Origin of the sequence: Roseicyclus amphidinii (assembly GCF_030163755.1) — a bacterium.
GTDB lineage: Bacteria > Pseudomonadota > Alphaproteobacteria > Rhodobacterales > Rhodobacteraceae > Roseicyclus > Roseicyclus amphidinii.
On record NZ_JASJOE010000006.1, the window covers coordinates 1 to 13,568 of the forward strand.

Annotated in this window: 15 protein-coding genes and 1 tRNA gene; 9 read left to right on the top strand and 7 right to left on the bottom strand. The window is 67.8% G+C overall.

The features are described 5' to 3' along the window. Positions 1 to 1,397, bottom strand: a 1,397-nt coding sequence (locus QQK83_RS03250) for an EAL domain-containing protein (RefSeq protein WP_284261654.1), incomplete at its 3' end; no start/stop codon positions are given. 99 nt (positions 1,398 to 1,496) lie between these two features. Next, complete coding sequence (gene ttcA, locus QQK83_RS03255) at positions 1,497 to 2,393, bottom strand: tRNA 2-thiocytidine(32) synthetase TtcA (protein ID WP_284261657.1); 897 nt, start codon at positions 2,391 to 2,393, stop codon at positions 1,497 to 1,499. A gap of 146 nt (positions 2,394 to 2,539) precedes the next feature. Between ttcA and QQK83_RS03260 the strand changes: the two genes are divergently transcribed. Continuing rightward, positions 2,540 to 3,493 (top strand): alpha/beta hydrolase, encoded by a 954-nt coding sequence (locus QQK83_RS03260; protein WP_284261659.1) that lies wholly within the window; start codon positions 2,540 to 2,542, stop codon positions 3,491 to 3,493. Here QQK83_RS03260 and yidD read toward each other — a convergent pair. The 4 genes from yidD to QQK83_RS03280 all read right to left on the bottom strand — a co-directional run bounded on the left by yidD (position 3,490) and on the right by QQK83_RS03280 (position 4,877). Next, a complete protein-coding gene (gene yidD / locus QQK83_RS03265) occupies positions 3,490 to 3,720 on the bottom strand; it encodes a membrane protein insertion efficiency factor YidD (protein ID WP_284261661.1) in 231 nt (76 codons plus the stop codon). The genes QQK83_RS03260 and yidD overlap by 4 nt on opposite strands. Further along, positions 3,717 to 4,100, bottom strand: coding sequence for a ribonuclease P protein component (rnpA, locus tag QQK83_RS03270; protein ID WP_284261663.1), 384 nt, complete (start codon positions 4,098 to 4,100; stop codon positions 3,717 to 3,719). Before rnpA ends, yidD begins: the two co-directional genes overlap by 4 nt. Positions 4,101 to 4,114: 14 nt before the next feature. Continuing rightward, complete coding sequence (gene rpmH / locus QQK83_RS03275; RefSeq protein WP_284261665.1) at positions 4,115 to 4,252, bottom strand: 50S ribosomal protein L34; 138 nt, start codon at positions 4,250 to 4,252, stop codon at positions 4,115 to 4,117. Positions 4,253 to 4,373: 121 nt separating this feature from the next. Beyond that, entirely contained in the window at positions 4,374 to 4,877 is a 504-nt protein-coding gene (locus QQK83_RS03280; protein ID WP_284261667.1) for a 2-thiouracil desulfurase family protein, read from the bottom strand. 169 nt (positions 4,878 to 5,046) lie between these two features. Between QQK83_RS03280 and QQK83_RS03285 the strand changes: the two genes are divergently transcribed. The 4 genes from QQK83_RS03285 to QQK83_RS03300 all read left to right on the top strand — a co-directional run bounded on the left by QQK83_RS03285 (position 5,047) and on the right by QQK83_RS03300 (position 8,734). After that, on the top strand, positions 5,047 to 5,781 hold the full coding sequence (locus QQK83_RS03285; protein ID WP_284261669.1) for a TVP38/TMEM64 family protein: 735 nt from the start codon (positions 5,047 to 5,049) through the stop codon (positions 5,779 to 5,781). Further along, a complete protein-coding gene (locus tag QQK83_RS03290; RefSeq protein WP_284261670.1) occupies positions 5,781 to 7,193 on the top strand; it encodes a dihydrolipoyl dehydrogenase family protein in 1,413 nt (470 codons plus the stop codon). The genes QQK83_RS03285 and QQK83_RS03290 overlap by 1 nt, the downstream gene beginning before the upstream one ends. Before the next feature lie 22 nt (positions 7,194 to 7,215). Then, a complete protein-coding gene (locus QQK83_RS03295) occupies positions 7,216 to 8,601 on the top strand; it encodes a sensor histidine kinase (RefSeq protein WP_284261672.1) in 1,386 nt (461 codons plus the stop codon). 56 nt (positions 8,602 to 8,657) lie between these two features. Further along, positions 8,658 to 8,734: transfer RNA gene (locus QQK83_RS03300), tRNA-Arg, on the top strand. Between the two features lie 117 nt (positions 8,735 to 8,851). Here QQK83_RS03300 and QQK83_RS03305 read toward each other — a convergent pair. Beyond that, on the bottom strand, positions 8,852 to 9,865 hold the full coding sequence (locus QQK83_RS03305) for a LacI family DNA-binding transcriptional regulator (protein ID WP_284261674.1): 1,014 nt from the start codon (positions 9,863 to 9,865) through the stop codon (positions 8,852 to 8,854). Between the two features lie 185 nt (positions 9,866 to 10,050). On the opposite strand from QQK83_RS03305, the gene QQK83_RS03310 reads away from it, so the two are divergent. From QQK83_RS03310 to QQK83_RS03325, 4 genes are all read left to right on the top strand, one after another. Continuing rightward, complete coding sequence (locus tag QQK83_RS03310; protein WP_284261676.1) at positions 10,051 to 11,373, top strand: ABC transporter substrate-binding protein; 1,323 nt, start codon at positions 10,051 to 10,053, stop codon at positions 11,371 to 11,373. Between the two features lie 123 nt (positions 11,374 to 11,496). Beyond that, positions 11,497 to 12,444, top strand: coding sequence for a carbohydrate ABC transporter permease (locus QQK83_RS03315; protein WP_284261678.1), 948 nt, complete (start codon positions 11,497 to 11,499; stop codon positions 12,442 to 12,444). A 1-nt stretch (position 12,445) separates the two neighbouring features. Next, positions 12,446 to 13,381 (top strand): carbohydrate ABC transporter permease, encoded by a 936-nt coding sequence (locus tag QQK83_RS03320; protein WP_284261680.1) that lies wholly within the window; start codon positions 12,446 to 12,448, stop codon positions 13,379 to 13,381. Beyond that, entirely contained in the window at positions 13,378 to 13,566 is a 189-nt protein-coding gene (locus tag QQK83_RS03325) for a hypothetical protein (protein ID WP_284261682.1), read from the top strand. The genes QQK83_RS03320 and QQK83_RS03325 overlap by 4 nt, the downstream gene beginning before the upstream one ends. Positions 13,567 to 13,568: the final 2 nt, after the last annotated feature.

Genomic DNA, 13,568 nt, shown 5'->3' on the forward strand with positions numbered 1-13,568 from the left:
AGGCCGAGCGTTCGCGCCATGGCGACAAGGGCCGAGACCTCGGCCTGCCGGTCGGTGTCGCTGACGATGTGCCGGGTCAGGCCGCCGCCGATCCGAAGGCGGCCGACCCCGAGCCGCCGCAGTGCGGCCAGCCGGACCGGGCCCGGGTCACCGCCCGTGATCTCGAGGCCGACGCCCGCGCGCCCGAGCGCGTCGAGCGTCGCCTCGATCCCGGCGTCTCTTTCCGGGGCGGCCACGGGTTCGGGCAGGGTGAGCATCAGCCGGGCGGGGGCAAGCCCGGTGCGCTGCAGCTCCTGCAGCACGCGGTCGGCGAAGGCGGGGCTGCGCAGGTCGGTCATGCCGGCAGCGACCGAGACACTGGGCAGCGCCAGCCCCGCTGCGTCGAGCGCGCGCAGCGTGTCGAGGGCCGGGGCGAGCAGGACGTTTGCTAGCCCGTGCAGACCGCCGGGGTCTTGCATCATCTGTGCCCGGTCTTCGACGGACAGGTCAGCGAGCGACAGGGGGTCACGGTCGGACTGGGGCCAGAGTGCAAGCGCGGCAAGGCCCGACAGGGCCCCGCCCTGCGCCGCGAATTGTGGTTGGAACCAGGGTTCGACTTGCCCGGCGGAGAGGGCATCGGCCAGCCCGGCGGTCAGCCTGGCCCGAGCGGCATGTCGCTGCAGTAGCCCCGGCGCATAGGCGCGCTGCGTGTTCGGGCCGCTGCGCCGCGCTTCGGTCAAGGCGGCCTCGGCGGCGGCGAAGCTTGCCGCCGCGACGTCGGAATGGTCGCGCCAGAGGCCGGACTGCCCGCCGCAGGCGGTCAGGCGCAGGGTGATGCCGTCGAGGGCAATCGGCTCGGCCAGCGTCGCGCGCAGCCGGGTCGTGATCGCCTCCCGCGTGGCGGGAAGGGTGCCGCGGGCCGGGTGCAGGACGATGCCGAAGCGCGCATCGCCCAGCCGGGCGACAAGATCGTCGCCGCGCAGGGCCATGGCCAGCCGTTCGGCGCAGCGGTGCGCCACCCGCTCGGCCGCGTCGCTTCCGATCCGGTCGAGCAGCCGATCCCAGCCGTCGAGATGCAGCAGGATGCAGGCGCTGTCATGGCCGGGCACCGCCGCCGCCCGCCCCAGCGCGGACAAAAGCGCCGCCCGCCCCGGCACCGCGCCGCGATCACGGGACGGCGGGGCATCGCCCGTCAGCGCCACCGGGACGACCTGCGCGCCCGGCGCGGCCTGCCCGATGGCCCTGAGCGCCAGCAGCCCAGGCAGAACAAAGGCCGTCAGCGTCACCAGATCGGCAAGATCGAGCCACAGGCCCGACAGGGCGGCCAGCGGGAACAGGGCAAGCACGTCGAGCCGCGACAGCGCGCGGCCCGCCCGCGCGGCCAGCTGTCCCGGCAGTCCCTGTCTCGCACTCGGCATCGGCTGCTCCGCCAGTCGGCCCGGTGCCAGGGTGGCGCGGGGCCTGTCGCATCCGATCCTTAGGGGCGAAACGCTGACAAGGCGTTAACGCCGCCGGGATCAGGCGCCGGAGCCGTCCGCAGCCGAGGTTGCCGCAAGCCCCGCGAAGTCGAACAGCGCCGGGTCCAGCAGGTGCGAGGGCCGCGCGTTCATCAGCGCCGAGAACATCTTGCCGCGACGCCCCGGCGCCTTGGCCTCCCACTCGTCGAGCATGCGCTTGATCACCTGCCGCTGCAGCCCGTCCTGGCTGCCGCAGAGGTCGCAGGGGATGATCGGGTAGGACATGGCGCGCGAGAAGGCCTCGCAATCCTCCTCGGCGACATGGGCGAGCGGGCGCAGCACCATCAGGTCGCCTTCGTCGTTCAGAAGCTTGGGCGGCATGGTGGCCAGCTTGCCGCCGTGGAAGAGGTTGAGGAAGAAGGTCTCGAGAATGTCGTCGCGGTGATGGCCGAGCACGACCGCCGAACACCCCTCCTCGCGGGCGATGCGGTAGAGGTTGCCGCGCCGGAGCCGCGAGCAGAGCGCGCAATAGGTCCGCCCCTGTGGAACCTTGTCCACGACGATGGAATAGGTGTCGGCGTATTCGATGCGGTGGGGCACACCCATCCGCTGCAGGAACTCGGGCAGGACGGTGGCCGGAAAGCCAGGCTGCCCCTGGTCGAGGTTGCAGGCGAGGATGTCTACCGGCAGCAGCCCGCGCCACTGCAGTTCCGTCAGCGCGGCCAATAGCGTGTAGCTGTCCTTGCCGCCCGACAGGCACACCAGCCATTTCTGCCGCGGCGCGCCGGGGGCGCGGTCGACCATGCCATAGCGGTCGATCGCCTCGCGGGTCTCGCGGATGATCCGCTTGCGCAGCTTGCGGAACTCGGTCGTCTTGGGCGCGCCGTTAAACAGCGCGTGGATGTCGTCGCCGGTGTCCGGTGTTTCGGCGCCGTCGGCCTCGTCGCGGTCGAGCATGGGGGTCTCCTGTCTCGCAGGCGTGGGTATGGGGCGCGCCGCGGGCCGCCGTCAAGCGTGGGGGCGGGAATCCCAGACTATGCGGCGCGGGCCGGTGGCGGGCATGATGCGGCTCAAGGCGGTTCCGCCACTTCCGGAGGTGTCCCTTGGATTACATCTTTTCCGTCCGCTCCGTCCGCCGTGGGGCCTTTGCCAACGAGCCGGGGGCTTCGCATTTCCTGGCCGTGCCCGAAGGTGTCACGACCCCCACGCCCGACCACGCGATCCGCAAGACCCTGTGGTATGACGCCGTCTTCAACGCCGCCCGTCACGGGCCGCAGGATGACGCGCCGCGGGGCGATGTCCTGTTCTACGTCCATGGCTACAACACCGCACAGGAGACGATGCTGGACCGTTTGCGGCTGATCCGCCGCGGCCTTGCGGCGCAGGGGTTCGAGGGGGTGGTCGTCGGCTTCGACTGGCCCGCGGCCAGCATGGCGCTGAACTATCTCGAGGACCGGCTCGACGCGAAATTCACCGCCTTCCGGCTGGTGACCGAGGGGATCGCCAATTTCGCCCGGATGCAGCGGCCCGATTGTTTCGTGAACCTCCATATCCTTGCGCATTCCACCGGGGCCTTCGTCGTGCGCGAGGCCTTCGACGATGCCGATGACCGGCCCGGCGTCGCGGCGAGCAGCTGGTCGGTAAGCCAGGTGATGCTGATCTCGGCCGATGTCAGCCGTGGGTCGCTGGCCGGGGACAGCGCGAAATCATCGTCGCTCTACCGGCATTGCATCCGGTTGACCAATTACCACAACCCGTTCGACAGCGTTCTGTCGCTGTCCAACGTCAAGCGCGTCGGCGTCTCGCCGCGGGCGGGGCGGATCGGCCTGCCGCCGGATGCGCCGGGCAAGGCGGTGGACGTGAATTGCGGCCCGCATTTTGACGCGAACCGGGCGGCCTATGACCATCTGCAATTCCCGGCCCACACCTGGTATTTCGACGACCCGGTCTTTCTCGAGGATGTGCTGCACACGATGCGCGGCGACGTGGACCGGCACGAGATCGTCACCCGCGCGGCGGTGGGTGGGGCGCTGACGCTGCGTCGGGCGGTGGTCTAATCCCCGCGTTCGGGCACGTTGTCTATCCCCGAGCCGCCCCAGGGGTGGCAGCGTGCGATGCGACGGGCGGCGAGCCAGCCGCCCTTGAGCGCGCCGTGTTTTTCCAGCGCCTCCATCGCGTAGGCCGAGCAGGTGGGCTGGTAGCGGCAGGCGTGGCCGACCCAGGGCGAGAACACCAGCCGGTAGGCCCGGACGGGCAAGGAGACGAGATAGGCGAGCGGGCTCACCGATGGGCCTTTCGGAGCGCGCGGGCGAGGTCGTCCTTGAGGGCGGCGAAATCGCGGGTGGCGGTCTCGCCGGCCCGTCCGATCAGCACGTAATCCCAGCCGGGCTGCCCCTCGAGCGGCACGACGGCGCGCGCGATCTCGCGCAGGCGGCGCTTGGCGCGGTTGCGGGCCACGGCGTTGCCGACCTTCTTCGAGCAGGTGTAGCCAACCCGGATGGCGGTTTGCGCGGGTTCATCCACCGCGCGCTTGCGCGCCTGCAACAGGAAGGCGGGCATGGGCACGCGCCGGGCGCGCGCGGCGCGCAGGAAATCGGCGCGTTGGGACAGAACGGAAAAAGCCCCCGACGGGGTCTTGCCCGACGGAGGCGCATCCGTGGTCATCGCGGGGCCTGTGATCAGGCGCTCAGCGACTTCCGGCCGCGCGCGCGGCGGGCGTTGAGGATCTTGCGGCCGCCCTTGGTGGCCATGCGTGCGCGGAACCCGTGGCGCCGTTTGCGCACGAGGTTCGAGGGCTGAAAGGTCCGCTTCGACATCTGTCTTCTCCGTCACTCTGTCGGGCCGGTCGCGTGTCTCACGCGTCTCGTCGGACCGAGGAATCTCCGATGAAGCCCGGCAGATACGGAAAGCCGGGCGGGCTGTCAACAAATCCCGCGGTCAGAAACCGGGTTTCTCGGCCAGGGCGAGCATATGGGCCAGATCCGCCGCCTCGGACTGGCTGTAGACGGCGATACCCTCGGCGCGCAAGGCTGCGGCGACCACGCCTTGACCGGGGATCGTCCGCCCGTCGAAGCGGCCCGCGTGAACCCGCCGCACCCCGCAGGACGGGCTGCCTTCGGTCAGGAGCGCGTGGCGGCAGCCGGTCGCCCGCGCCAGCCGCACCGCGGCCGCGGCCCCGGCAAGGAAGGCGGCGGTCACGTCCTCGCCCGTGGCCGCGCGGATGCTGCCCCGGCCCGTCAGCACCCCGTTGGCCGTCGCGCCCGGTTCGATCTCGGCCGGCTGGCGCGGCACGGGCAGGCCGCCCGCCATCTCGGGGCAGAGCGGCACCAACCGCCCTTCGGCCTGCCAGCGGTCGAGCAGATCGGTTCCGGGGTCTTTCGCCCGACCGTCGTAGCGGACGGGTCGGCCCAGCAGGCAGGCACTGACGAGAATGCGCATCATGTCGCGGGGCCTTTGCAACAGTCCGGGGCCGAGTGTTACAGCCGAGGGGTCGGTCTGTCACGAAACCCGCCCGTCGCGTCACGCGGCATCACGCACCCGTGAGACGGGATGTCCAATCCCGCCACTCTGGCGCATGTAACGACGGCGTGCGACACGAGGGACAGAAGCGATGACCGACAGCGTGACCGAGACCAGATCCTCTCCCGTGGGCCGCTATGCCCCCCTGTTCGTGATCGCGCTGGGTGCCGGTCTGGGCTGGTGGCTGTTCGGCGACCGGCTGACCTTTGCCGCGCTCGCCGAGAACCGCGAGGCGCTGCTGGCGTTCCGCGATGCCAACTACGTCGCCACCGTCGCCGGTTTCATCGCCGCCTACACGCTGATCGTCACCTTCTCGCTGCCGGGCGCGACCATCGCCACGCTGACGGGTGGGTTCCTGTTCGCCACCTTCCCCGGCGCGCTCTTCAACATCACGGCGGCCACGCTGGGCGCGACCGCGATCTTCCTTGCGGCGCAGACCAGCATCGGCGCGCGGCTGGGGGCGCGGCTGGAAGGGTCCGAGGGGGTGGTGAAACGGATCAAGGACGGCATCGACGAGAACCAGTGGTCGATGCTGTTCCTGATCCGGCTGATCCCGGTGGTCCCCTTCTTCGTCGCCAATCTCGTGCCCGCCTTCCTCGAGGTGCCGGTGCGCCGCTTCGTCGTTTCGACCTTCTTCGGCATCATGCCCGGCGCGGTGGTCTACACTTCGGTCGGGGCGGGGCTGGGCGAGGTCTTTGCCCGCGGCGAGACACCGGACCTCGGCATCATCTTCACCCCGCAGGTGCTGCTGCCCATCCTCGGGCTTTGCGCGCTGGCGCTGTTGCCGGTGATCCTGCGGGTGCTGCGCGGAAAAAGGGGCCTGTGATGGAGCGGATCAAGACGGATATCTGCGTGATCGGCGCAGGCTCGGCGGGGCTGTCGGTCGCCGCGGGCGCGGTGCAGATGGGCGCGCGCGTGGTGTTGATCGAGGGCCACGAGATGGGCGGCGATTGCCTGAATTACGGCTGCGTTCCGTCCAAGGCGCTGCTGGCCGCGGGGCACAAGGCGCATGCGACGGGGCAGGGCGCCTTCGGCACCGCGGGGCATGACCCCGCCCCCGATTTCGCCGCAGCCAAGGACCATGTCCGCGCCGTCATCGATCATATCGCCCCCGTCGACAGCCAGGAGCGGTTCGAGGGGCTGGGCGTGCATGTCATCCGCGAGACCGCGCGCTTCGTCTCGGAGACCGAGGTCGAGGCCGGTGCGCATCGCATCACCGCGCGCCGCTTCGTCATCGCCACCGGCTCGCGCCCCTTCGTGCCGCCCATTCCGGGGCTGCAGGACGTGCCGCATCACACCAACGAGACGATCTTCGACCTGCGCGACCGGCCCGGGCACCTGTTGATCATCGGCGGCGGGCCCATCGGCATGGAGATGGCGCAGGCGCATCGCCGCCTCGGCTGTCGCGTCACCGTGCTGGAGGGGGTCAAAGCGCTGGGCCGCGACGACCCCGAGGCCGCGGCGCTGGTGCTGGACCGGTTGAGGGGCGAGGGGATCGAGATCGTCGAGGGCGCGCAGGTCGCCGCCGTGTCGGGGACCGAGGGCGCGATCCGTGTCGAGACCGGGGACGGCGCATCCTTCGAGGGCACGCATCTGCTGGTCGCCGTGGGGCGGCAGCCGAACGTCGACACACTGAACCTGAAGGCGGCCCATGTCGGCTACGACCGCAAGGGCGTCACGGTCGATCGGGGCATGCGCACCACCAACCGGCGTGTCTATGCCATTGGCGATGTCGCGGGCGGGCTGCAGTTCACCCATGTCGCGGGCTATCATGCCGGGCAGATCATCCGCCCCATGCTCTTCGGGCTGCCCATGAAGGTGCGCACCGATCATGTGCCATGGGTGACCTTTACCGACCCGGAGCTGGCGCAGGTCGGCCTGACCGAGGCGGAGGCGCGCAAGGCTCACGGTGACAAGCTCTTCGTGGCGCGCGCGGGCTTCGACCACAACGACCGCGCCATCGCCACCGGGCAGGACCGCGGTTTCGCCAAGGTGATGGTGGTCAAGGGGCGGCCCGTGGGGGCCACCATCGTCGGCCCGCAGGCGGGCGAGTTGATCCAGGTCTGGGCGCTGGCCATCGCCAACGGGCTCAAGATGTCGGCTGTCGCCGGCATGATTTCGCCGTATCCCACGCTGGGAGAGATTAACAAACGCGCCGCGGGGGCCTATTTCTCTCCCAAGCTGTTCGAAAGCCCGCTGGTGAAGCGGATCGTGCGTCTCGTGCAGCGGTTGCCGTAACGATGGGGCAGGCAGGGACCGCGTGGCCAACACACTTTCAGGGCGCTTTCTGATCCTCACCGTCATCTTCGTGATGCTGGCCGAGGTGTTCATCTTCCTGCCGTCCATCGCGCGCTTCCGAGAGGATTACCTGCTGGCGCGTCTCGAGCGGGCGCAGATCGCCTCGCTCGCGCTTCTGGCGACCGAGGGGATGATCGACGACGCGCTCGAGGCGGAACTGCTGGAAAACGCCGAGGTTCTGAACGTCGTGCTCCGGCGCGACGCAGTGCGGCAACTGATCCTGTCGACCGAGGAGATGCCGAGGGTCGCCGCAAGTTTCGACCTGCGCGACGCGACCGCGCTGGGCCTGATGGGGGATGCGCTGGCGCGGCTGGCAAACCCCGAGCCGCAGGTGATCCGCGTGATCGGCGAACCGGTGCGCGAGGCGGGGTTGCTGATCGAGGTCACCATGCCGACCGAGCCGTTGCGCATGGCGATGATCGACTACGGCCTGCGCATCCTCGCGCTGTCGGCGGTGATCTCGATCTCCACCGCGATCCTGCTGTTCGTGGCGGTCCGGCGGTTGATGGTGCAGCCGATCCAGCGCGTCGTGCGCAGCATGACCGATTACGCCGAAGCCCCGCAGGATGCGGCGCGAATCATCACGCCGCAGGGCCGGGTGAAGGAGCTGCGCGCGGCCGAGGACGCGCTGCACGGTCTGCAGACCGAGCTGACCGGCGCGCTGAAGCAGCGCGAACGCCTGGCCAAGCTGGGCGAGGCGGTGGCCAAGATCAGCCATGACCTGCGCAACATGTTGTCGGTGGCGACGCTGGTCGCCGACCGGCTCGAGGCCTCGGAGGACCCGACCGTCAAGCGCATCGCGCCCAAGCTGCTGGCCTCGCTCAACCGGGCGATCAACCTGACCGAGGCGACGCTGGCCTTTGGCCGGGCCGAGGAGCCGGCGCCCAAGCTCGCCAGGATCGGGTTGCGGGCGCTGGTCGAGGACGTGATCGAGAACGACCGGCTGGCGGGCGAAGAGGCCCGGATCGACTACCTGTGCGACGTGCCCGCCGACATCATCCTGCGCGCCGATCCCGAGCAGCTGCACAGGGTGCTGTCCAACCTCGTGCGCAATGCCCGGCAGGCGATCATGTCCTCGGGCGGGGCGGGCCGCATCCGCATCGCGGGGCGCGACGCCGCCGAGGGCTGGACCATCGAGGTGTGCGACAGCGGGCCGGGCCTTCCGAAAAAGGCGCTCGACCATCTGTTCAAGCCGTTTCACGGCGGCGCGCGCAAGGGCGGCACGGGGCTTGGCCTTGCGATCTGCGCGGAGCTTGTGCGCGGTCACGGCGGGCGGCTTGAGCTGGCGGGCACCGGTGCGGAGGGCACGATCTTCCGGATCACGCTGCCCGATGGAATTGCTGCCTGATCGCGCAGGTTTTCCGCTTGCAAGCCCCCGACGCCGACGCTAAACCCCGCCCCTACGCACCGGTAGCTCAGTTGGATAGAGTACTTGACTACGAATCAAGGGGTCGGGGGTTCGAATCCTCCCCGGTGCGCCACTTCCCCTTTCAGCGCTACCGCCCTTCAGGCTGACTGAGCCTGAGCCGCGTTCGATGTGGGTCACTCGACGCGCGCCGCTCCCATCATCATCCTGCGCGGGGCCGCGATCTTGCCGATCACAGGTTCTCGGCGATCAATATCTCGATCCTGATCCGCTCCTGTGACGCGAGGATCGCGCGGTTCTCGCATTTCGCCCGCAGAATGCGCACCGCGCTCCGAACGAGATGTCCGGGGTCCTGGTGGATCACCGCCGCGATGTCGCCCTGGCGAAGGGCCGCTTCGGTCGAGGGTGTGCGCTCGTGGGCGATGGTGACGCGGTTCTCGGTCGCCTGAAGATGACGCGCGATGTCGATGGGCGTGTGGGCTTCTGCCCCCATGAGGTAAAGTCCGACGATGTCGTCATGCGCGGCAAGCACATTGCGCAGGACAAGTTCGGTCCGGCCGGGGTCGCCATGGGTTTCAAGGGTGGGAAGTATCCGCAGACCCGGATACTCGTGGTTGATCACGCTGTCGAAGCCGAGCCGGCGCTCGAGGCTGTCGCGGGACTGCGTCGTTTCCGTCAGGGCCACGATTGCCCCCTGAACCGATCCCAGGAACCGCCCCATGAGGCGCCCTGCGGTCGCACCCGCCGCGCGGTTGTCGATCCCGACGAAGCCGTCTTCCTGTTGGTTGGAGACAAAGGGGACGGTCTGGATACCGCGCTCGCGCATCCGTTGTATGGCATCGCGGATTTGCGGGGTCTCGGGGGCCATGATGGCCAATCCGTCGAGGTCTTCGGCCGAGAGGCGCGACAGGGTTCGGGCCGCGCGATGGGGGTTCTGGTCGTCGAGGTGTATCACCCTGGCTTCGACCATCTCGGCGCGCCCGGCCTTGTCGAATTCGCGGATGCGATCGAGGATCTCTTCCATGAATTCGCCGCCCGAGCGGGGAAGGGCAAAGCCGAAGCGATAGCCGCGCTGGCGGGCCAGTGTCGCGGCGATCTGGTTGCGCTCGAATCCGATTCGCCGGATCGCGTCATTGACCGCATCTACGGTCTTCTTGCGCACGCCCGCCCGACCATTGAGCACGCGATCCACCGTCGCAAGGCTGACGCCTGCGGCCTTGGCAAGATCTCTGGTGGTCGGCCTCATCGCGGGGTCTGTCCGGGTTTTGGCTGAAATTCCGACAGTTTATGACCCGTTCCCCGTGAATGGGCAAGGATTTTGAGGTGCGTGCCTCAGAAATTTGTTGAAATGAGGTGCGCACCTCATTTAACGATTGTTGCCAGACGAGGCGCGGCAGGAGGGCCGTGGCTGCGTTCTGGGAGGATGTCAGAATGAAGACGAAATATCTGGTGACAGCGGCCGCATCGGCGCTGATCGCGGGCTCCGTGGCAACGTCTGCGGCGGCCCAAGACCTGACCCTGTGCTGGGCCGCGTGGGACCCGGCGAACGCGCTGGTGGAACTGTCGCGCGATTTCGAAGCCGAGTCCGGCTACACGATGGCCTTCGAGTTCGTTCCATGGCCGAATTTCGCGGACCGGATGCTGAACGAGCTGAACTCGGGCGGTCAGCTCTGCGACCTGATGATCGGCGACAGCCAGTGGATCGGCGGCTCGGCCGAGGCGGGTCATTACATCCAGCTCAACGATTTCTTCGATGCCCAGGGCATCACGATGGATGATTTCATCCCCGCGACCGTGACCGGCTATTCGGAATGGCCCAAGGGAACGCCGAACTACTGGGCGCTGCCCGCCTTCGGCGACGTGGTCGGCTGGACCTACCGCCGCGACTGGTTCGAGCGTCCCGAGCTGCAGGAGGAATTCCAGGCCACCTATGGCCGCGCGCTCGACGTGCCGAACACGCTGGAGGAGTTGCGCGACATCGCCGAGTTCTTCCAGGGCCGCGAGATCGACGGCACCACGGTCTACGGCGCCGCGATCTACACCGAGCGCGGGTCCGAAGGCATCACGATGGGCGTTACCAATGCGCTCTACAACTACGGTTTCGAATACGGCAATCCCGAGAGTCCCTATGACCTCGACGGCTTCGTGAACTCCGAAGGCGCGGTCGCGGGCCTCGAGTTCTACCGGTCGCTCTACGAGTGCTGCACGCCGCCGGGATCGTCGAACTGGTACATGTCCGAGAACATCGACGCCTACCGCTCGGGGCAGGTGGCGATGCAGATGAACTTCGCCTTCATCTGGCCCGGCGTGAACGCGGACCCGAATGTTGGCGGTGACCGGTCGGGCTATTTCCCGAACCCCGCAGGCCCCGCAGGCCAGTTCGCCCAGCTTGGCGGGCAGGGGATCTCGGTCGTGTCCTATTCGGACAACGTCGATGCGGCGCTGGAATACATCGCCTGGTTCGCCCAGCCCGAGGTGCAGTCGCGCTGGTGGGAAATGGGTGGCTATTCGGCGCTGCGCGCGGTGGTCGAGGATCCGGGCTTTGCCTCCAGCCAGCCTTACGCTCAGACCTTCCTCGACAGCAAGGCCATCGTGAAGGATTTCTGGGCGGAACCGGCCTATGCCGACCTGCTGCTGGCGATGCAGGACCGCGTCCACAACTACGTCATCGCGGGCAGCGGCACCGCGCAGGAAGCCCTGGACGGTCTTGTCGCCGACTGGGAAGAGATCTTCGAGGACGAAGGTCTCCGCTGACACTCACGGATGGGCGGGGTGCGGTGCCATGGGCGTCGCATCCCGGCCAGATCTCCCGCCGTGATCGCGGCCCATGGCCGTGGACCGGCGGGCCCATGCGACCATCCGAACTGGACCCTACCGATGCCCGACAGCCCATCAGATCGCCTTGCGACGGCGACGCCTTCCGGGGTGGCCCGCACCATCCGCGGCCTTTCGGATCGCACGATCGCCTGGATCTTCGTCGCGCCGACTATCTTCCTGCTGCTGGCGATCAACATCTTTCCGCTGATCTGGACGATCCGGCTGAGCTTCACCAACTACCGCGTGAACCGGCCCAATGCCGATGTCGAATGGGTCGGGCTGCAGAATTACCAGCGTATCCTGAACGATCCCGATGTTTGGGCCACGATGCAGGCGACGGCGCATTTCCTGATCTGGACCATCGTGTTGCAGGTGTTGATCGGCTTCGCGCTGGCCTGGTTGATCAACCGCAAGTTCAAGGGCAACGACCTGTGGACCACGATCATCGTGCTGCCGATGATGCTGAGCCCCGCCGTGGTCGGCAATTTCTGGACCTTTCTCTACCAGCCGCAGATCGGCCTGTTCAACACGGTGGTGGGCTACCTCACGGGGGCCGCGCCCGACAGTTTCTCGATGATCGGGGATGTGGCGCTGGCGCCGTGGTCCATCGTCATCGTGGACACCTGGATGTGGACCCCCTTTGTGATGCTGATCTGCCTGGCCGGGCTGCGGTCGATCCCTGACAGCATCTACGAGGCTGCCGAATGCGACCGCGCCAGCGCGTGGCGGCAGTTCTGGACGATCACCGTGCCGATGGTGCTGCCCTTCCTGATGCTGGCGGTCCTGTTCCGCGGCATCGAGAATTTCAAGATGTTCGACCTTGTCGTGCAGCTGACCGGCGGCGGGCCCGGCAATACCACCACGCTCACCGCCATCGACCTCAAGCGCGAGGCGTTCGAGCGGTGGCGCACCGGCTATGCCTCGGCCTATGCGGTGATCCTGTTCGTCACGGTCTTCGGCCTCGCCTCGATCTACGTCAAGGCGCTCAACAAGGTGAAGGAACGCTGAGATGAGCTATTCCGTCACCGAACCGTCGAAGCCCCAGAAATGGATCGCGGGCCTGCTGGTCGCGGCCTACGGGATCATCACGATCCTGCCGCTGTTGTGGATCATCTCGACCAGCTTCAAGTCGCAGAACGACGCCATCGCCTATCCGCCCGAGGTGTTTTCGGAATTCACGCTGGGGGGGTATGTCAACCTGTTCACCACCCAGACGCGCCAGAGCGCCGAGGCGCTGGAGGCCAATCCGCCCGAAACATGGTATGACGAGATCGTCCATGAGCGCGGCATGGCCATCGTCGGGCCGTCGCGCTTCGGCGAGCGGTTCATGAACTCGGTGATCATCGGCTTCGGCTCGACATTCCTGTCGGTGTTCCTAGGCACGCTCGCGGCCTATGCCTTCAGCCGCTTCCGCATCCCGCTCAAGGATGACCTGCTGTTCTTCATCCTGTCGACGCGGATGATGCCGCCCATCGCCGTGGCGATCCCGATCTTCCTGATGTTCCGCGGTCTAGGCCTGAGCGATACCCATGCCGGCATGATCCTGCTCTACACGGCGGTGAACCTGTCGCTCTCGGTCTGGCTGCTCAAGGGCTTCATCGACGAAATCCCCCGCGAATACGAGGAAGCGGCGCTGATCGACGGCTACACGCGGTTCCAGGCCTTCTACAAGGTCGTGCTGCCGCAAGCGGCGACCGGCATCGCCTCGACCGCGATCTTCTGCCTGATCTTCGCGTGGAACGAATACGCTTTCGCGGTGCTGCTTACCTCGGGCAATGCCCAGACGGCACCGCCCTTCATTCCCACGATCATCGGCGTGACCGGGCAGGACTGGCCCGCCGTCGCGGCCGGTGCCACGATCTTCCTCGTGCCGGTCATGGTCTTCACCATCCTTCTGCGCAAGCACCTGCTGCGCGGGATCACATTCGGGGCGGTGCGCAAATGAGAACCTTCCTGACCGGATTGCTCCGCCTGCGCCGGGGGCCGTGGGAGATGCTGGCCTCGATCCTGATCGCACTGGGCGTGGTGATGCTGATGCAGCCCTGGCTGCTGATCGCCTACAGCTATTCCTTCATCGTCACGCTGACGGGCACGGTGATGTTCATCATCGTCAGCCATTTCCCGGAGTAGCT

Coding starts and splice junctions, on each gene's coding strand:
- QQK83_RS03285 (WP_284261669.1), top strand. CDS start 5,047: ATGACCGACAGCGTGACCGAGACCAGATCCTCTCCCGTGGGCCGCTAT.
- QQK83_RS03280 (WP_284261667.1), bottom strand. CDS start 4,877: ATGATGCGCATTCTCGTCAGTGCCTGCCTGCTGGGCCGACCCGTCCGC.
- QQK83_RS03305 (WP_284261674.1), bottom strand. CDS start 9,865: ATGAGGCCGACCACCAGAGATCTTGCCAAGGCCGCAGGCGTCAGCCTT.
- rnpA (WP_284261663.1), bottom strand. CDS start 4,100: ATGACCACGGATGCGCCTCCGTCGGGCAAGACCCCGTCGGGGGCTTTT.
- rpmH (WP_284261665.1), bottom strand. CDS start 4,252: ATGTCGAAGCGGACCTTTCAGCCCTCGAACCTCGTGCGCAAACGGCGC.
- QQK83_RS03310 (WP_284261676.1), top strand. CDS start 10,051: ATGAAGACGAAATATCTGGTGACAGCGGCCGCATCGGCGCTGATCGCG.
- QQK83_RS03315 (WP_284261678.1), top strand. CDS start 11,497: ATGCCCGACAGCCCATCAGATCGCCTTGCGACGGCGACGCCTTCCGGG.
- QQK83_RS03290 (WP_284261670.1), top strand. CDS start 5,781: ATGGAGCGGATCAAGACGGATATCTGCGTGATCGGCGCAGGCTCGGCG.
- QQK83_RS03325 (WP_284261682.1), top strand. CDS start 13,378: ATGAGAACCTTCCTGACCGGATTGCTCCGCCTGCGCCGGGGGCCGTGG.
- QQK83_RS03320 (WP_284261680.1), top strand. CDS start 12,446: ATGAGCTATTCCGTCACCGAACCGTCGAAGCCCCAGAAATGGATCGCG.
- ttcA (WP_284261657.1), bottom strand. CDS start 2,393: ATGCTCGACCGCGACGAGGCCGACGGCGCCGAAACACCGGACACCGGC.